Source organism: Candidatus Cloacimonas sp. (assembly GCA_039680785.1).
GTDB lineage: Bacteria > Cloacimonadota > Cloacimonadia > Cloacimonadales > Cloacimonadaceae > Cloacimonas.
The window spans coordinates 26,196-44,490 of sequence record JBDKSF010000043.1 but is presented as its reverse complement, the minus strand read 5'-3'; the positions used below and the strand labels follow the sequence as shown (position 1 = coordinate 44,490).

Annotated in this window: 15 protein-coding genes; 4 read left to right on the top strand and 11 right to left on the bottom strand. The window is 37.8% G+C overall.

Translation table 11 applies throughout. The features are described from left to right. Window positions 1-789: 789 nt before the first annotated feature. Window positions 790-2,166, bottom strand: a complete 1,377-nt coding sequence (locus ABFC98_02830) for a hypothetical protein (protein ID MEN6444963.1) — start codon at window positions 2,164-2,166, stop codon at window positions 790-792. Continuing rightward, window positions 2,163-2,522 carry a DUF2089 family protein gene (locus ABFC98_02825; GenBank protein ID MEN6444962.1) on the bottom strand — a complete coding sequence of 120 codons (360 nt, stop codon included), beginning with the start codon at window positions 2,520-2,522 and terminating at the stop codon, window positions 2,163-2,165. The genes ABFC98_02830 and ABFC98_02825 overlap by 4 nt, the downstream gene beginning before the upstream one ends. A 276-nt stretch (window positions 2,523-2,798) precedes the next feature. On the opposite strand from ABFC98_02825, the gene ABFC98_02820 reads away from it, so the two are divergent. From ABFC98_02820 to ABFC98_02810, 3 genes are read left to right on the top strand one after another with little or no spacing between them, the layout of a single operon-like run. Continuing rightward, a complete protein-coding gene (locus ABFC98_02820; protein MEN6444961.1) occupies window positions 2,799-3,413 on the top strand; it encodes a small multi-drug export protein in 615 nt (204 codons plus the stop codon). Further along, entirely contained in the window at window positions 3,410-4,555 is a 1,146-nt protein-coding gene (lpxB, locus tag ABFC98_02815) for a lipid-A-disaccharide synthase (protein ID MEN6444960.1), read from the top strand. Before ABFC98_02820 ends, lpxB begins: the two co-directional genes overlap by 4 nt. Then, complete coding sequence (locus ABFC98_02810; GenBank protein MEN6444959.1) at window positions 4,548-5,156, top strand: lysophospholipid acyltransferase family protein; 609 nt, start codon at window positions 4,548-4,550, stop codon at window positions 5,154-5,156. The genes lpxB and ABFC98_02810 overlap by 8 nt, the downstream gene beginning before the upstream one ends. 71 nt (window positions 5,157-5,227) lie before the next feature. Here ABFC98_02810 and ABFC98_02805 read toward each other — a convergent pair whose 3' ends face one another. Further along, entirely contained in the window at window positions 5,228-7,501 is a 2,274-nt protein-coding gene (locus ABFC98_02805; GenBank protein MEN6444958.1) for a C10 family peptidase, read from the bottom strand. 245 nt (window positions 7,502-7,746) lie between these two features. On the opposite strand from ABFC98_02805, the gene ABFC98_02800 reads away from it, so the two are divergent. Next, the gene (locus tag ABFC98_02800) at window positions 7,747-10,206 is read left to right on the top strand and encodes a glycogen/starch/alpha-glucan phosphorylase (GenBank protein MEN6444957.1); all 2,460 of its coding nucleotides are present in this window, start codon (window positions 7,747-7,749) and stop codon (window positions 10,204-10,206) included. On the opposite strand, the gene ABFC98_02795 is transcribed toward ABFC98_02800, so the two are convergent. From ABFC98_02795 to ABFC98_02760, 8 genes are all read right to left on the bottom strand, one after another. Beyond that, window positions 10,203-10,721 carry a chromate transporter gene (locus ABFC98_02795; GenBank protein MEN6444956.1) on the bottom strand — a complete coding sequence of 173 codons (519 nt, stop codon included), beginning with the start codon at window positions 10,719-10,721 and terminating at the stop codon, window positions 10,203-10,205. The two genes, ABFC98_02800 and ABFC98_02795, sit on opposite strands and share 4 nt — an antisense overlap. Continuing rightward, on the bottom strand, window positions 10,718-11,251 hold the full coding sequence (locus ABFC98_02790) for a chromate transporter (protein MEN6444955.1): 534 nt from the start codon (window positions 11,249-11,251) through the stop codon (window positions 10,718-10,720). Before ABFC98_02790 ends, ABFC98_02795 begins: the two co-directional genes overlap by 4 nt. 2 nt (window positions 11,252-11,253) lie before the next feature. Further along, window positions 11,254-12,321: a flavodoxin-dependent (E)-4-hydroxy-3-methylbut-2-enyl-diphosphate synthase gene (ispG, locus tag ABFC98_02785; GenBank protein MEN6444954.1), complete on the bottom strand. Its 1,068-nt coding sequence runs from the start codon at window positions 12,319-12,321 to the stop codon at window positions 11,254-11,256. Window positions 12,322-12,807: 486 nt separating this feature from the next. Continuing rightward, a complete protein-coding gene (gene ispE / locus ABFC98_02780) occupies window positions 12,808-13,644 on the bottom strand; it encodes a 4-(cytidine 5'-diphospho)-2-C-methyl-D-erythritol kinase (GenBank protein ID MEN6444953.1) in 837 nt (278 codons plus the stop codon). Continuing rightward, on the bottom strand, window positions 13,604-15,892 hold the full coding sequence (locus tag ABFC98_02775) for a polysaccharide biosynthesis tyrosine autokinase (GenBank protein MEN6444952.1): 2,289 nt from the start codon (window positions 15,890-15,892) through the stop codon (window positions 13,604-13,606). The genes ispE and ABFC98_02775 overlap by 41 nt, the downstream gene beginning before the upstream one ends. Window positions 15,893-15,904: 12 nt before the next feature. Further along, entirely contained in the window at window positions 15,905-16,387 is a 483-nt protein-coding gene (locus ABFC98_02770; protein MEN6444951.1) for an SLBB domain-containing protein, read from the bottom strand. 94 nt (window positions 16,388-16,481) lie between these two features. Then, entirely contained in the window at window positions 16,482-17,267 is a 786-nt protein-coding gene (locus ABFC98_02765; GenBank protein MEN6444950.1) for a hypothetical protein, read from the bottom strand. A gap of 11 nt (window positions 17,268-17,278) precedes the next feature. Further along, window positions 17,279-18,289: a hypothetical protein gene (locus ABFC98_02760; GenBank protein ID MEN6444949.1), complete on the bottom strand. Its 1,011-nt coding sequence runs from the start codon at window positions 18,287-18,289 to the stop codon at window positions 17,279-17,281. Window positions 18,290-18,295 lie beyond the last annotated feature (6 nt).

Sequence of the window (18,295 nt, the reverse complement as noted above, 5' to 3'; positions counted from 1 at the left end):
TACATTATATGATAATCTTTTTTTTAAAAACTGAAGTAAAAATATAATTTATAACAGCTACAAAATAGTCACGAAATATATCTTTATGTGGTAATTCAAATGTTGTCAAGGGGCCGATAATTCAATGCAATTTTGTTGTAACTCAAAACTGGTCTTTGGATTGAATGTGTAAAACGAAGGCAAGTTATAAATATATTGCCTTGGTAATAAGCTCTTCTTGGTAAAGAGAAAACCAGTTTTAAGTCACAGATCGGTCAGATTAGTGTGAAAATATTTCTTGTTGTAACTCAAAACTGGTCTTTGGGCTAACTGTGTAAAGCGAAGGCAGGCAAAAAGATATGCTGCAAGCATACAAATCTTGACCTGCCTGATGAAAAACCGGGGTTTATCCACTGGATTTGTGCTTTTTCTTCTGTAACTCAAAACTGGACTTTGGGTTTACTGTGTAAAGCGAAGGCAAGTTATATATATATATTGTCTTGGTAAAAAGCTCTTCTTGGTATGAAGAAAACCAGTTTTAAGTCACAGATCGGTCAGATTGGTGTGAAAGTGTGTCTTGCTGTAACTCAAAACTGGTCTTTGGGCTGACAGTGTAAAGAGAGGGCAGGCAAAAAGATATGCTGCAAGCATACAAATCTTGACCATCCCAATGAAAACCAGTTTTAAGTCACAGAAGACATTCCTCTCGACCCCTCGACTTTTTGACCTCTCGACTTCTCGACTTCTCGACCTCTCGACTTTTTGACCTCTCGACTTTTTGACCTCTCGACTTCTCGACTCCTCGACCTTTTATTCTTTCCCAATTGCTTTTAACAGCCGTTCTGCTTCTTCAGCCGTAATTTTCCCGGCTTCCAACATTTCCAGTATTTTTATTCTGCTGCGGCCAGTAACATCTTCTTTTTCTTTTTTCTTGTGTTCTCCTCCCAGATAAGGTTTAATTTGAGGTGAATCCAGAATTTTCTTAATATAGGCAGATACAGATTCGGTGTGAAAATGATGTTTTTTGAAGTCATCCACGCTTTCTTTGATATTTTTAATGCCTTCTTTTAGTCCGTCTTGAATCTGAGCTCCGATTTCTTCCACATTTTTAATCACTTTGTCGTTTGTCTCGCGAAAATCAAAGTTAGTTACCAAATCTTTTAATCTGCTGGTGGCGGAATTTACTTTATCTTTTATTTTTTCTTCTTTGATGGAGCTCGCAAGGCGATTAACATAGGTAACAATTATATTAACCATTTCCACTGTTTTCTGTTTTTCTTCCTCGGTATGGACTTTTTGCATAGAAATTCTAAGCTGTTCCAATTTGCGCATTATGAAGTCCAAATCCAGGCGATTTTCGGAATTGATTTTGATAGTTCCATTATCGGAACTTGCCTTTATGATAGTGGTTCCTTCTCCGTTAATAATAGTATAAGTATCATCATCAGCGGATATTGGCAAATCAAAAGTAGTTTTGATTCTGCCCCATTGTGTATTTGCTTCCAAAGTGAAATCCAAATCATTAGGTAAAACAAGAACGATTGGTCCATTTTCGGTTTTTAATTGAAAATTGCCGTTTTCCACTGGCGCAGTCACAAAATATAGAGGTCCGTTTTCGGAATACAAATTCACTTCCGGAAAGGCAGACAAATGCACTTTTAAAGGACCGTTTTCATTTTCCAGATGCAGGGACTGGCCACTAATTTTGGCAGCGGACAGGGGACCGTTTTCTAACTTGGCAAAAATATTTCCCTCACAATTTAACAGGCGAATCATCCCGTTTTCATTCTCTAAGTGCATATCACCTTTACAGTTTTGCAAATAGATAGGACCATTTTCATTTAGCACTTTAATGCTGTTTACCAGGTTATCCAGATTCGTAGAATAGTTATCTGTTTTAATGCTCAGATAAACACCTTCCGGTAGGTTGACAGTAAAAACCGCTTCTTTAAAATCATCCGCATCAATTTCAGCCAAGGTTATAAATAACTTCCCATCCTGATAATCGAATTGAATGTAATCCTCTCCTTGAAAATCATCCTGAGAGTGGTTAAAAACGATGCTCCCTTCCAGGCAAACCTCTTTCTCTGCGCTATTGCGTAAATACAATTTGGCTGAGTGATTATCGATAATTACTTTGTTCAAGGGTTCAAAAACCCATTTTTTCTCCAGATTGATTTTGTTCATTTTTCTCTCCTTTGTTTAATCACATTTATGGCTTCTTCCACATTGATGAAACCCTCTTCCAAATCGGATAAAACATCAATGACCGAATCGGTTTGCGGTTTCTTTTTAGTGATGACGCCGATTATTTCTGCCAGACGATTTTTTACTGTGGGATAGGAAATTCCCAGCTTGTCCTGCAGTTCTTTCAAGTTGCCTTGAACCAATACAAATAAACGAATAAATTCTAATTGACTCGCATTCAAATCTGCCAGCCAGTTGGTTTGGAAATCACCTTTAAAACTAACTTCACAATGAGGACAGTATAATTCCCTTACTTTCAATTCACTTTTACAGATGGGACAGTTTGTTAAATTCATCCTCTTCTCCTTCAATATTCTTAAGGACAATATAAACTATCTTGATATAATGTCAAGGGAAAAATTAAATATCTTAAGTTTAACTGTAGATAACGGCTCAAAAGATTAATGACGCTTGCGGAGCTACAGCGAGCTCCGACTACACATTTTGCGGAGCTACGGCGAGTTCCAACTACACATTTTGCGGAGCTACAGCGAGCTCCGGCTACACATATTTTCTCCTGAAATAAAAGTCGGTCTTTTAGAGACAACCGATAATTGTGAATTGACAAAATATTGGTTGATAATAAATGGAATTTAAGAATTATTTGGTTGGGAGCAAATTTGGACAATTTACTGAAAATAGTAGTGCTGACACTGATTCTGCTTATAATGATGCAACCCCTGTCAGGAAATACAGCTGCCGATAAAACAGTTGCTTGGTTAAAAGCACAAGGTGTTGCCCCTGAACTAATTGTGGTGATAATTTCGATGATACCTGTAATTGAATTGCGGGGAAGCATTCCCATAGCGATTCTTTTGTTTAATATCCATTGGTTGGAAGCGGCAATTTTATCCATAATCGGCAATATGATTCCTATCCCTTTTATTTTGTTATTGATCAATTGGTTTTTTGCCCTCATCAGCAAAGTGAAAATAGGCCGTAAAATTACGGAATGGCTTTTCATTAGAACAAAACGCAAGGGCAAATCCATTGAGAAATATGAAGCAATCGGTTTAGCCATTTTTGTGGGTATTCCACTTCCTGGAACCGGTGGTTGGACAGGTGCTTTAGCTGCTAATATATTTGGCATAAAGTTTTGGCGAGCAATGCTTTGTATCTTTTTGGGAGTAGTTTTGGCTGCCATCATCGTAACAATTTTATCACTAATGGGAACATTGGTCGTATGACGAAAAAAGCAAGTTATAAGATTTTTTGGTTGGTAGGTGAAAGTTCTGCCGATCTTCATTCCGAATTAGTTATGAAGGCATTGAACGATAAATTCGGAAATTTAACTCATATCGGTATTGGGGGACCCAGGATGCAAAGACAGGGTTTGAAACCGCTCTTTCCTTTTGAACGATTTGCCGTTATGGGTTTTGTGGAAGTGGTGAAACATCTGTTATTTTTCCTGAAAGTTGAATACAAGATAAGTAAACTGTTTTCCAATGAAAAAATAGACCTTGCTATTCTGGTTGATTACCCCGGTTTGAATTTACGCATAGCTAAAATGGCGGATGAAATGAGAATACCTGTTCTCTATTTCATTTGCCCTCAATTTTGGGCTTGGAAACATAATAGGGTATATCAATTGAAGGACTCTGTTCGCTATGTTGCCTGTATTCTTCCTTTTGAAGAGGAAATGTTGACAATTCACGATATTAATTGCAGTTATGTAGGACACCCGATAGCTGAGGAAATAAAATTTGAGCTCGATCGAGATTCCTTTGCCCGTTTTTTTGATCTGGATGTCAATAAAAAATGGATCGGCTTTTTTCCGGGGAGCAGAAATAATGAAATTTCCAAGATGCTACCCATTTTTTTAAAAGCAAGCAAAAATTGGAATGAAAATGAATACGAATTGCTGTTTTCCAAATCCAGAAGTGTAAACCATCAGCTCTATATGAGTTATCTGGAAGATAATAAACAGATCAAACTGGTTGATGGCTATAACTATGATATGATGAAATATTGCGAATTGCTTGTCTGCACTTCCGGAACTGTCACTTTGGAAGCCGCTTATATTGGAACACCTCTAATAATCTGCTATAAAGCAAATTTATTTTCCTATCTGATAGGACGCTTCTTTGTTAAAATTAAGCGGATTGGCTTACCCAACATTGTGCTGGACGAAGATGTTCTCCCTGAATTGATCCAAGCTAAAATGACAGCTGAAAATATTTATCAAACTGGAAACCAGATTCTGAACGATCCTGAGTATAGTTTGCAAATTCGTAAACAACTTTTCAAACTGAAGGCGATGTTGAGCGATAAACATCCTTCGGTGGAAATGCCAAAACTCGTTCAGCATCTTTTTGATACTTATGGCTAAAATATTCTTTTATCTGGAAAAGAAACTGGGGGCATCCTTACTGTTGTTGTTGCGTAAGACCCTAAAATTCCAAGTGATAAACGAAGAGGCATCCAATAATATTCGCTGCATATATATGTTTTGGCATAGAAATTTGCTGCTAATGACTTTGCAACGCATTCATCATGGGGCAGCCGTTATGGTTTCTTCTTCCAAAGATGGAGAATTGATTGCCGGTCCCTTATCTGAACTGGGTTACATCCCTATTCGCGGTTCCAGTTCCCAAAAAGGCGCTTGGGCAATGCGAGAGATGATAAATATATCTCAAAAAATCTCGCTGGCAATAACTCCTGATGGACCTAAAGGACCCTGCTATACTATTCATTCAGGTATTTTTCAAATTGCCTATTTGGCAAAAATTCCGATCGTTGCAGTTGCCGTTAATGCTGATAAAGAATGGCTTTTCCATTCTTGGGACAGATTTCGCTTCCCCAAACCCTTCACCAAATTAACGATGATTTATTCCGATCCCATTTATGTGAATAGTAAAGAAGATTTCTCTGATGTGGAAAAAGCGATTCGCCAATTCTTGGAGGATAAAGAAAAGGAATTTCATTTGTAGCCGGAGCTTACCAATGCTCAGCATTTGTTTTTTGTGGAGAATTGGCATCCTCCGGCTACATTATTTTTTAATTATTTGATTATTAAGACCTTATTAGTTCCGCTTTCTTTCCCTTGATTCCACTGCATAAAATAAATTCCATCCGCTAATTTTCTGCCCATAAAATCTGTAGCATCCCAATTAATCTCATTTTTAACTTCAGGATTAACCGTTAACTTCTTTACCAATTGCCCTTTCAGGTTATAGATATTGATTTTTACGGCTTCTTTAGCGAGTCCGGTAAATTTTATGTGCGCAACTTCTTGGAAAGGATTAGGATAAATTTCCAGGCGGGGTTGGACAGGAGAAATAACTTCATCCTCATTAGCCAAATAGGCAGATAGAATAACATTGGCACTTCCAACTGTGGCAATGGCTATGTCGTTAAAGTAAAAATCGCTGGTAGTAATACGAGTTAAAGATATGCTGCTACTATTTCCTATAGCACAAAATTGAAGCTTCAACAAACAACCGCTTCCGTATAGTGCACTTTCGGAATCACAAGAAATAAGTAATGTACCTAAAGTGGAATTGTCAACATTCACTACGCTTCCATCGCTAATGGTTCCTTCCGTTAAAAAACCCGTATATTCAATCTTGGTGGGATCATAACTGCAACTCATTTGATAATGCGTAATATTCCAAGAAGGAAGCAAGTAAGTTGTATTTATTTGAGTGGTTCCAATCGTGTTATAATTTAAGTGCATTATATTGGATAAAGTGATTTGACTATCGGCTATATTTTCTACAGGGGCTCCTATAGTTATCATAGCAAAACTTACATTGCCTACGGTAGTAGTATTATAATGCATACCTAAAATATCAAATAGAAAATCACCTGCATCCCTGGCAACAAAATTCAATTTTACTAAAGTGCCACCGCCTTTTAGGGTGGAGGCATTATCCCAATTTATAGTTAAGACCCCAGGTGATTCTTCTTCAATAATGATGGTCCCTTGTTGAGAAAGAGTTCCATCTAAAGTGTAACCAGTATATTCCACATTGGCATTATCATAATAAAGCATCATATCATAATGATTCACATTCCAATTTCCCAAAATGGGCTTGGTCTTTACACTAAGGGAAAAATTATCTCCAGCAGAAGAATCATCAGCATAAAGACGAACCGGAATGCTATTTATACTATAATTCTCCGGAATAATATTGATTATGGCTCCCTGACCGGAAGTAAATCCTGAAATATTAGAAGTATAAAAATAACCGTTTCCAGAGCCACTCCAGCCAAAGTTGAAATGAAAATGAGTATCTGTATCATAGCCGTCCAAAACGAAGGCATGACCTCCTTCATTACTATAACCGCTATAATAAACTGGCGTGCCATTATCTATTTGAGCCGTCATCAAATTATTCCAATTGGTATTGGTATAAGCATCCTTACTTACAAATTGAGCATTTGGATAGCGAAAATGATCCACAAATGCAACAGCCGCATCGGTACTTTGAGCTCCTGAGCCATCTACCGCATAACCCATATGAACAGCCACTCCGCAATGATACAATAAAGTTGCCACAGGTAAATATACAGGACCCACTGCATCAGGCATTTGATCCCAAAGATAAGTGGTTGTTTCAAAACTGGCATTTTGATAACCATAACCAGGACAATAGTAAGATTCGTTGCCAACTCCGGAAATTGGATGATCCCAATATTTCATTACCATCCCCATTGCAGTGGCCACACAACCGGCATAAACATGGCCTCCGGGTCCTTGTGCGTCTGCAGGACAAAGTGCATTATAGGGCCAGTTTTGATTCCACATAACAGTTAGTAAAGGTTCCACTGAACGCTCATTTCTGTTTGGGCCAGCGTAGGAATTATTGCTTAGGCACTGCCAAAGTTCAACATTCTCCGGATTAACAGTTTTAGCTTCTCTAACTTGGCATATTTGAGCTGCATAGTTATCCAGCCAATAATAAAAAGCAGGAGGCAAATCATTTACCATAGTAACGCCTTCATTTGAATAAGCCAAAATGGGATAAAAATTATCCTCTGCCGAAACAACGGCAAAATTGCCATCGCTATATTGGATATAATAGAGAACTGGATCCTCATTCTGTAAATATATATTTGGCAGAGAAGCAAGTTTCCCTGCGCTACTATAAGTATAAATTTGATTGTCATCAGTATTGACGGATTTGGCTAATCCCGTTTCCTGAAGATAATTTTTGGCAGCCAGCAAAGCAATTTCCGGCTGAACCACAGCAGCCCTTATACCAAAGCAAAACAGGTAAAAAACCGCAATGATAACCATTAGTTTTGGTTGATAGTTACTCATCAATTTCATATATCCTCCTGGACTTCTATTCAATAATATAATGCATACAAGATTTATTCCAAATTTGTTATTTATCTGCGGTTTTTGCACCCCTGAAAACTATTTTTGCTTTTGTCTTGCCATAAAAGCTTTGTGGCTTCGTTTAGACAAATATTTATCCTGAGCAGTTTGGAAATGGAAAAAACATCTTCCTTGGCTAATTTCGGAAACCACTTATTATATAAGAGGATTTAATTTATAAAGGGAGTGAAAAGATGAATAAGAAATTTTGCGAAAAGCTCTCCAGTTTTAAGATTGAGGGCACGGCAGAAGATATAGTTTTGCGTTTTTTGGAGCATTTAAAATATGACCTCGGTAAAGATCAATATTCTGCCTCTCCCTATGATTGCTATGTCAGTTTTGCGTCCGCTATAAAAGATATTTTGCTGGATCGCTGGCTGATAACTCAGCCCCAGGAATATGCTTTACAGCGGAAGAGGGTATATTATTTATCCTTGGAGTATTTAATAGGCCGGTCTTTAAATAACGCCATTCTCAATCTGGATATACAACAACAAAGTATCAAAGCCCTTTCGGACATTGGTTTTGATTTATCTATGCTAAGTAATTTGGAATGGGACGCCGGTTTAGGAAACGGAGGATTAGGTCGTTTAGCTGCCTGTTTTTTGGATTCTCTGGCTTCTTTAAAAATACCGGCTTATGGTTACGGGATTCGTTATGAGTATGGTATTTTCTTTCAACACATTATCAATGGCGAGCAAGTTGAAACACCTGATAACTGGTTAAGATATGGTTCCGTTTGGGAAATTCCTCGCCCGGCGCGCATTTTTCCTGTCAATTTTGGTGGCATTGTAAAAGAAATCAGCAATGAAGATGGTTCCAAAAAACAACATTGGATACCCAATGAGACGGTTATGGCTATGGCTTATGACTATTTGATTCCAGGTTATCAAAATAACTATATCAATACCTTGCGTTTATGGAGTGCGAAAAGCAGCCGAGAATTTAATTTAAGTTATTTTAATGAAGGGGATTATGTGCAAGCGGTTGCCGATAAAAATCACGGCGAAATAATCTCCAAAGTCCTGTATCCGAATGATAACAAAATGCAGGGCAAAGAATTGCGTTTGAAACAAGAGTATTTCTTCGTTTGTGCCACTTTACAGGATATTTTGCGCCGCTTTTTTAAAAAAGAGAAGGACTTGCGTAAACTTCCCGAAAAAGTCACTCTTCAGTTAAATGACACTCATCCTGTTATTTCTGTAGCAGAGCTGATGCGTATTTTAGTAGATGAGAGAAATTTGCCTTGGGATGTCGCCTGGGATATTACTAATAAATGTCTTGCTTATACCAACCACACAATTTTGCCTGAGGCATTGGAGAAATGGACAGTGCAATTGTTTGAGAAAGTTCTTCCGCGGCATTTGCAGATTATTTATGAAATCAATCACCGCTTTCTTTCCGCATTAAAAATTAATGGTAATGTAGATGATGATTTTATCCGTCGGGTTTCGTTGATCGAAGAAGAACCAGTAAAAAGTGTACGCATGGCAAATTTGGCTATCGTCGGAACGCATAGCATCAATGGAGTTTCAGCATTGCATACGGATATTTTAAAGCATCTGGTTTTTAAGGATTTTTATGCCTTAATGCCTGAAAAATTCAACAATAAGACCAATGGCATCACTCCTCGGCGATGGTTAATGTTATGTAATCCTCACTTGAGTAAATTAATTACCAAGGCGATAGGAAATGCCTGGCAAACAGATCTGAAACAACTTTCTGAACTGAATAAATATAAAAATGACAGTGCTTTCTTGGAAGATTTGGCAGATGTAAAACATCAGAACAAAATGGATTTTTGTAATTATTATGAGGAAGTTCATAACCGGCAATTGAATCCTGAGGCAATTTTTGATTTTCAGGCAAAGCGGATTCACGAATATAAGCGTCAGCTACTTAATGCATTGGGAATTATACACTTAATCAATCAAATTCGAGATGGTAAAACTCCTACTCCGCAAAGTTTCTTTTTTGCCGGTAAAGCAGCTCCGGGCTATTATATTGCCAAATTGATCATTCGTTTTATTTGTGCTTTGGGTGACTACATAGAAAAGGATAAAGAACTTTCCCGCTATCTATCCGTTACCTTTTTACCCAATTACCGGGTAACTTTAGCTGAGAGAATTATTCCTGCAGCAGAAATATCGCGTCAAATTTCCCTTGCAGGGACAGAGGCATCCGGAACCGGAAATATGAAATTTGCTTTAAATGGAGCACTTACCATCGGAACTTTGGATGGAGCGAACATAGAAATTAGAGACGCGGTGGGAGAGGAGAATTTTTTCCTTTTTGGAATGACGGCTGCGGAAGTTCAATATTTAATGGAAAGTGGCTATCATCCTTATGAAATTATGCGTCATAATGAAGATATAAAGCGGATTTTTGATTTTATTGAGTCCGAAGCGCTGAATCCTTTAAGTCCCGGTTTGTTTACTCCTTTGCTTGATTTGCTTTTATATCAGGGAGATAGATATTGCCTGATTGCCGATTTACCGGATTTTTTAAGGGTCAATCAAGAAGCGACGAATACCTATCAAGATAAGCAAAAATGGAATCGGATGTCTTTAGCCAATATTGCCAATATGGGTATATTTTCTTCGGATGAAACCATTAAGAGCTACGCCAAAGATATCTGGGGGATAGTAAATTAACCAAAAATAATTCCTATCACGGCAGCTCCGATTAGCAGATAAAAAGGATTTAGTTTAAATTTCCAACTTACCAGAAAAGAACCAACAAAAACCAGAACAGAAAAAAGATCTCTAAAAGCATCACCTACCACCATAATCAAGGCAGCGGCAATTAAACCCAGAGAAAGCAAACGCAGTTTCTGGAAAATATTTTTGAACCAGGGCTGTTTTTTCAATTTTATATAAGTTATCGTTACTAAAGTCATTATAATCAAAGAAGGGAAAATAACTCCCAAAGTGCTGATCGCGGCACCCCAAAATCCCCCTTTTTGATAACCGATGAAAGTGGCAGCATTTATCGCTATCGGACCCGGTGTCATTTGTGAAATTGCCACTACATCCATAAATTGGGAAGAACTAAGCCAGGCATTTTTTAAGACCACTTCCTGACGAATCATCGCTAAAATCGCATAACCACCGCCAAAACTGAAGAGCCCGATTTTGAAAAAAGTCCAGAATAAGTTAAGATAAATCATACTTTTTGTTTTTTGATTCCTTGGTAAACGGCAAAGGCAATTGTTATCACTATTAGGTAAATAGGACTTACACTGAAAAAACCAACCAAAATAGCAATGGCTAAAGGAAACCAAACATTGGCAAGTTTCAAACCTGCCTGGCGACTCATTTGCAAAAGCGGAACTGCTATTAAAGCCACAACAGCGGCTCTAAGCGAATGAAATGCTTTACGCACAATAGTTATTTCGGAAAATTGTTGAAAAAGCAGAGCAATTAACAAAATGGAAATAAAAGAAGGCAGAATTGTTCCTAAAACGGCAATTGCCATACCTTTACCTCTATGAATATGGTAACCGATATAGATACTTAAGTTTATCGCAATCGGGCCCGGGCAACTTTGCGCCGCAGCTAAGCCATCTAAAAATTCTTCCTCGCTCAACCATTGATTTTTTTGACACACCTCTCTTTTGATTAGAGGAATCATTGCATAGGCGCCTCCAATGGTAAAAGCACCAATTTTAAAGAAAGTTAGAAATAGTTTTAAGAGCACGCTTATTGATTGTTTATATATTGTTTAATTAAGGAAAGCAGTTCTTCAACCAAATTGTCTTCTGGAACTTTTTTCACAATCTCCCCTTTGGCAAACAGCAAACCTTCGTTGATACCTCCGGCTATGCCAAAATCGGCTTCTTTTGCTTCTCCGGGACCATTTACGGCACAGCCCATCACTGCTATTGACAATGGGTAATTTTTATAAGGTTCCAACGCTTTTTCCACTTTTTCCGTAAGGTGGATCAAATCTATGCGAGTGCGTCCACAGGTAGGACAGGAGATAATATTCAAACCCTTTCTTAAGCCCAAGTCCTTTAAAATTTCTTGGGCAACTATCACTTCTTGAACGGGATCGGCAGTTAAAGAGACCCTGATTGTATCGCCAATTCCTTCTTCCAGTAATATACCCAAAGCAATAGAGCTTTTTATGGAGCCCTTTAAAATTGTCCCCGCTTCAGTAACACCCAGATGAAGAGGATAATTACAGGCCTTGCTTAACTCTCTGTAACTTTCTATCATTAAAGGAATTGAAGATGCCTTAGCGGATATTTTAATTTCATAAAATCCCAAGTCCTCCAATATTTTTATATGCCTTAATGCCGCTTCCACCATTGCTTTAGAGCTAACTCCATATTTTTGAAGCAAGTCCTTTGGCAAAGAACCACTATTTACCCCAATTCTTATGGGAATATTTCTTTCTTTGGCAGCGGCAACTAATCTTTGCACCCCCTCTATGTTTCCAATATTTCCAGGGTTTATACGCAATCCATCAATTCCATTTTCTATGGCGGCAAGCGCTAAACGATAGTCATAATGAATGTCTGCCACCAAAGGTGCCTTAGCTATTTTTTTCAGCTCCAAAATTGCATTGGCATCACTTAAATCCATCACAGAACAACGAATTATGTCGCATCCAGCGGAAACCAGTTCTTGAATTTGTTTAGTTGCTTCCGCTAAATTAGAGGTCTTTACGGATAGCATCGATTGGATACTAATTGGGGCTCCGCCACCAATGGGGATGTTACCTAACATTATACGCCGTGTTGAGTTACGCTTTTTCTTATTCATATCCCAAAATTCTCATCAAGGGTTAAATCGTCAATCTATTTTAATGCGAGAATTACTTTTTTCAAATGAAAGTAGAAGTTACCTACAAATATAGCTTAACTTACTAATATTTAAATATTTTATCCATATCTTTTGTCTGAAACGCCCAATGTTACATAAGTAGTTGCAACATAGTTGATTATCTTATGACTACCTAACACTTGCGTAACACTGCTCTAATGCCGTTAGAGAATTGTTACGGAATTGTTACTTGGTCATCAGAGAATGTTGATAGTTACAAAGCCGCTAACGATAGGAAATAAATGATGCAGCAGAGATAAGTAGGCGTCTCATTTCTTTCTTTAAGACCCAATTTGGTAAAGTCCTATTTTTGCTCTAAGTCCCTTCTGAAATTCGCCCATAATGAATAAGGTAACTCTTTGCACAAGTGGTTGTTGCGTCATTATTTGGGCTTGCTAATAAGGGCTTATTTATTTCGCAATCGGATTATTTAGAATTACTATCTTTACCAGTTATAGTTTTTGCTTGGAATGTCCAGAAACCTTTATCCATAAAATAATTTCGGCAGTTTAACATTGATTCCTTATCTGCAAAAATGCCAAAACAGGTTGATCCGCTGCCACTGAGCATTGCAACTTTCGGTTGAAACTTTTCCAGCGTGTTAATTACTTCATCCACAACCGGATATGCTTTTCTGACACCTGCTTCTAGACGATTAAAACAGGAATTATAAATATTATTTAGCTCAAAATGGTGTTGTTCTTGTAACGAAGGAAGAGTAGCAAGTTTATATGCTTCTGAACTTGAGATTGGTATGCCTGGGTTTACTAAAAGTATGTTATTCAATAAAATGTCCGGCATTTTGGTAATCTTCTCTCCCCTATTCTCTCCTTTAGCCGTTCCTCCTGTAAGAAAAAAATTGATATCACTACCAAATTTAGCTGCGATTTGATGCAATTCAGTTTGCGATAAATTCAGCTGCCAGAGTTCATTTAAAGCACATAAACAATTGGCTGCATTGCTACTGCCCCCTCCTAATCCAGCGGCAATTGGAATATGCTTTTCCAGCTTAATTACAATTCCCTTGGAAATACTATAAACATTTTGTAAATAAACCGCCACTTTATAAACAAGATTATTTTCATTAGCCAGTTCCTTATTGCTACATAAAATGGTAACTTCCTGCGATTCAGTGACTTCATAGCTCAGATAATCAAACAGGTCAATACTGCAAAAAACAGTATTGACCTGATGATAGTTATCGGGGAGCTTGCCTATTAGCTCAAGAAACAGATTTATTTTTGCGCAAGAAGCGGCTAACATTCTTCTTTTGTTTTTGCGGAACCTCGTCACCATAGTAATAATAGTAATAGTAGTAATAGTAGTAATAATTCTGTTTGCTATAATACTTTTGGACATAGATGCCGTTGACGATGATACCGTCTATTCTGCCTTCCACATTTTCCATCAGTTCTTTGGTCCGTCTGATTATACCCTTGTCAGTAAATCCACAGCGGACAACAAGATAGGTCATATCCACTTTCTTGGTTAAAATAAGAGCATCCGTAACGGCAATTAATGGCGGAGAATCAAAGAGGATGAAGTCATAACGCATTTTTAATTCTGCAATCAATGTATCTGTTCTGGCGGAAGCAATTAATTCAGAAGGATTGGGAGGTATAAATCCACTGGTGATTACATCCAGATTGGCAATGCCTGAGGGTTTAATAACTTGTTCAATACTAACATCCGGATCAATCAGAAAATCACTGCTGCCGTTTTCTTTTTCCAAATCAAATTTAGTGTGAATGGTAGGCCTACGCAAGTCCATATCAATTAAAATGACCTTACTGTTCATCTGTGCTAATGTAATGGCAAGATTGGATATGGAAGTTGATTTACCTTCTTTGGGACCGGAAGAAGTGACTAACATCGAAACACTACCTTCCCCTTTTTTAGCTAAGATATTGGTCCTCAAAGTTCTATATGCTTCTGCGATGGGAGATTTGGGGGCATAATGCGAAACAAGTTGCATCATCACATAATGCATTGAACGAGTTAACTGTTCACGATTTTCTCCAGTGGCAGAATTAATCATATCGTTAAATTCCTGAAGTTTGGATTCCGTTTCGCGAATAACAGGAATTGTTCCAGCAATGGGTAAGCGGACAAAATTCTCCATATCTTCCAGAGTGCGTAACTTAGTATCCAGAGAATGAACTAAAAAGGCAGACCCAATGCCTAAACCCAAGCCCAGAATCAAACCTACCAAAATATTCATAGAAACGCGCGGTTTGATGGGAACGGTAGGAAGTTCGGCATAATCGATGATCCGAATATTTCCGATTTTTGCTTGCTCGGCAATTTTGGCATCTTCATATTTTTCCATCATCATACCATGGATTTTTTCATCCAGTAATAGATTACGCGTTAATCTTGCCAGTTCCAGTTCAGTATTGGGAATGGCAATTAGGCGTTGATTATACATTTCTTTGGTTTGTTCCAAACCGGAAACTTTGGCTCTGGCCATTTCCAAATCTACATTCGCTTGAATAATTTTGGCTAAGAGGTCATTACGCGTCTTGAGAGGATCATTATTGATAGATAAATTTACCAGCTTGCGGATTTCTCTGTTCAATGTTTCTTTGGCATTTTCTATTTCGCGGTAAAGGAGCTGAATTTGAGGATGATCAAGCGGATATTCATTCTTAGTGATTAATTTAGTTATGAGCGATTGTGTCTCAACAATTTGTTTACGCAGTTCATCAATATAGGGTGTTTTTAAAATATTATCCACATTTACCAGTAAAGAGTCCTGTTCACTTAATTGACGATTCAACATATCAAGGGTTTTTGCTTTTACCGCTTGATCGGTTAAGGCGGATTCATATTCTGCTTCAACATCGGCTGCCTTTTCAATCAATTTTTTGGTTTCTTCGGTTAGTTCAGTTAGACGATTCAGATTCTTGAACTCTCTTAAATCGTTTTCCGAGCTCTGTAACCGACGCGAAATAGCATCCAGCTGAGTTTCCAAAAATTCACGAATGGTGGTATATTCCAACCGGGCATATTGAGTATTTTGTTGCTGAATTGCTTCCGCTATGGAATTAACGGCTGCCATTGCTTCTGTGGGATTGGTGGATTCATAACTTATGGTTAAAACATCCGTTTCTCGCTTGGATTCTACTTTCATCTTATCCAAATTGGCAACAGGATCAGGTTCTTTACTAGCAGGGAAAGTATCCCAATCCGGATATTTTTTCATAATTTCCCAGGCAAGTTTCATAATGGGCTTACTTCGAATAAGTTCAATTTGATTATTTAAGGTATTTTTACCCAAACCACCAGCTGCCATAAACATCAAATCGGATTGTTTATTGGCATCTTCCAGTAAAATTCTGGAAGTAGCAGAATAAACTTTGGGTAAACGCGCCGTATAAAAAACCGTGGCGACTATCACTAAGAAAAATACCAGAATTACCAAATAACGATATTGAAGAATTATTCTAAAATAATCGGATAGCTTTATTTCTTCCTGAATGGGAGCTTGAGTGTTTTCATTTTCCAGCATTGAATCCCCCTCCTAAAATCCAGTTATTATGCTATACATACTTAGAGCTACAGTTAAATCGGAGAGGAAACTTGCCACTTTGGAAACGGCATAGAAGATTGTTCCTGAGACAATTATAGTGTCCCCCGGTTTTAATTGAGGAATTAAAGCAGGGTCGCCAGTTTCTAAATATTTTTTAAAATTTACCCAGATCACTTTATCACCTTCGGAAGAAGGACGAACAACTCTTATATTAGTGAGCTTGGCATCTTCTCTCGGACCGCCTGCTAAAGAAAGTAAAGTTAAAAAATCAGTGTCATCAGGAACAGTATATAACCCCGGTTTATATACCTGACCCAGAATATAATTATTCATCTTCAGCTTTTCCACTCCGCTGCGAATACCTTCATAAGAGTAGGCAGAAATGTTGGATGAGGGGGTAAAGTTAATTGTTTGCTGGCTGCACAAAAGAATAGCAAAACCGGCAAGCAGAAGCACTAACAGTGTTTTCTTCACATTATCCTCTTATTTATTTTGTGTTAAAATCTTTTTTTGGCTGTTCAAGTCAAGTTATTTCTATGCTATTTAGAATTATATTAAGGCAACATACTCAATTATATTGAATTACGAAAGTTCGCTCTTCCGATTCTGAACCCATACTCAAATTATGTTCAGCATCATAATCAAAGGCATCCACTCGCCAACGAAAAACCTGGCCATTTACCGGAGCAGGAGTCATAATTGGAAATGGAACCTGGGGAGGTGGAGGATTTTCTACATTTGGCGTATAAGAATAATTTATATGATATACTAATTCTCCCGTTTGCTCATCCCAAATCAACACTCTGAATTCAGTTGTCTGACTATCTCCAATCGTCCAGTATAATTTTAAATTATTAGGACTTACAGACGCTCCTTCTGCTGGAAAACTGAGAGAGCTTTTAGCTAAAATGGCATAAGAAACGGTATCGGACACACTAAAATTACCACTGGCATCGTAAAGTTCAATATAATAATAATACCACTCCCTTTCAACTAAATAACTTTGATCAAGATAATAGTCCTCTGCAGCAGGGACAGTATCGATTAACTGAGGTTCAGGATTTTGTTCCGTAAAACGATATACTTTTAAGTGACTTAAATCGTTATCTATAAATCTTTTCCAGGGAATTTTTATCCAGTTTCCATCCGGTACGGTATCTATACCATTATTATCATCATTTAAGATTACTTCTACATCGTCTATTGTAATGGGATCATCTCCCGTATCTCCCAAATGTTCTAATAAATTAGGAGCTGCGGGAGGAATTTTATCCTTTTCAGGAGAATCGTTTCCCGAGCAGGAAAATAGCAAGATTATCATTAACAGTGCAGGTAAGAAATATATCCTTTTCATTTTATTCCTCCCTAAAATCTAACTCGTAAACCCAAACGATTGCTAATACCTATTGGATTGGTGATCAATGCATAATCGAGCAAAACTCCATAAAGTTTGATAGTTGCTCCCGCACTGAAATTAGTGTCATAATAACCCAGGCGCAAATTACCTTTTTTATCGTATTCCCAGTCCAAGCCAAAATGGCTTGTCCCTCCATACACATAATCATAATCGTAAGCCATAGTAAGAACCGACTTCAGATTGGGCAAAGGTTGTTCAATGGCTACTCCCGTTTTTGTATTGAATAAAACTTCATCTCTTAGCTTACTGGGAGTATCCCAAGTGATATTTGTCCCTCCGATATCTTGAAAATTGATGCCAAAATCCAAATTACCCAGGTCTTCCCAATCAAAAATGACAGCCAGGTCTGTTTTTGCTTTAAAACCAATATCTATGCCAGTTCCAGTTCCAGTTCTATCCCAAATTGACCTTTTAATAAGTTTAACAGTGCCTCCAAAACCAAAATCAAAAGGAACCGCAAAAAACATCCAGCCCATATTGGCATCATAATGCATCCTTTTGGAAAAAGCAAATTGATATAGATCATCGTAGCTGGAAAATTGGCTGTCCGGAACTCCGGGCAAATGATATATGCTATTATTAATTCGTTGATCCACATTGGTTCCGTTCAAATAGCGTTCATCAAAATGAGGGATGTCACTAACCGTTAAGCGAGTAACATTTAAACAGATAGTTACATCATTGGGCAAGGGTTGAGCATAAGTTACATAGTCATAAGAAGCAAGATTATTATACAGAAAACAGTGCATAGCAGACACCTCGGAATCGGTAATAAAACCTAAACCAGCTGGATTCCAATATATGGCAGAACCATCATCTGCTATTGAACTAAAGGCACCCCCCATACCTAAGGGACGCACTCCGGAACCTATCATCATAAAGTCACCTGCATAACGACCTGCCAAAAGTGGTGTGGAGAGAATCATTGTAAGAGCGAAGAGGATAAATATCTTTTTCATCTTGTT

Bases quoted from the DNA above. Each gene is read 5' to 3' on its own strand.
- ABFC98_02830 (MEN6444963.1), bottom strand. From the start codon at position 2,166: ATGAACAAAATCAATCTGGAGAAAAAATGGGTTTTTGAACCCTTGAAC.
- ABFC98_02825 (MEN6444962.1), bottom strand. From the start codon at position 2,522: ATGAATTTAACAAACTGTCCCATCTGTAAAAGTGAATTGAAAGTAAGG.
- lpxB (MEN6444960.1), top strand. From the start codon at position 3,410: ATGACGAAAAAAGCAAGTTATAAGATTTTTTGGTTGGTAGGTGAAAGT.
- ABFC98_02810 (MEN6444959.1), top strand. From the start codon at position 4,548: ATGGCTAAAATATTCTTTTATCTGGAAAAGAAACTGGGGGCATCCTTA.
- ABFC98_02805 (MEN6444958.1), bottom strand. From the start codon at position 7,501: ATGAAATTGATGAGTAACTATCAACCAAAACTAATGGTTATCATTGCG.
- ABFC98_02800 (MEN6444957.1), top strand. From the start codon at position 7,747: ATGAATAAGAAATTTTGCGAAAAGCTCTCCAGTTTTAAGATTGAGGGC.
- ABFC98_02795 (MEN6444956.1), bottom strand. From the start codon at position 10,721: ATGATTTATCTTAACTTATTCTGGACTTTTTTCAAAATCGGGCTCTTC.
- ispG (MEN6444954.1), bottom strand. From the start codon at position 12,321: ATGAATAAGAAAAAGCGTAACTCAACACGGCGTATAATGTTAGGTAAC.
- ispE (MEN6444953.1), bottom strand. From the start codon at position 13,644: ATGTTAGCCGCTTCTTGCGCAAAAATAAATCTGTTTCTTGAGCTAATA.
- ABFC98_02775 (MEN6444952.1), bottom strand. From the start codon at position 15,892: ATGCTGGAAAATGAAAACACTCAAGCTCCCATTCAGGAAGAAATAAAG.
- ABFC98_02765 (MEN6444950.1), bottom strand. From the start codon at position 17,267: ATGAAAAGGATATATTTCTTACCTGCACTGTTAATGATAATCTTGCTA.
- ABFC98_02760 (MEN6444949.1), bottom strand. From the start codon at position 18,289: ATGAAAAAGATATTTATCCTCTTCGCTCTTACAATGATTCTCTCCACA.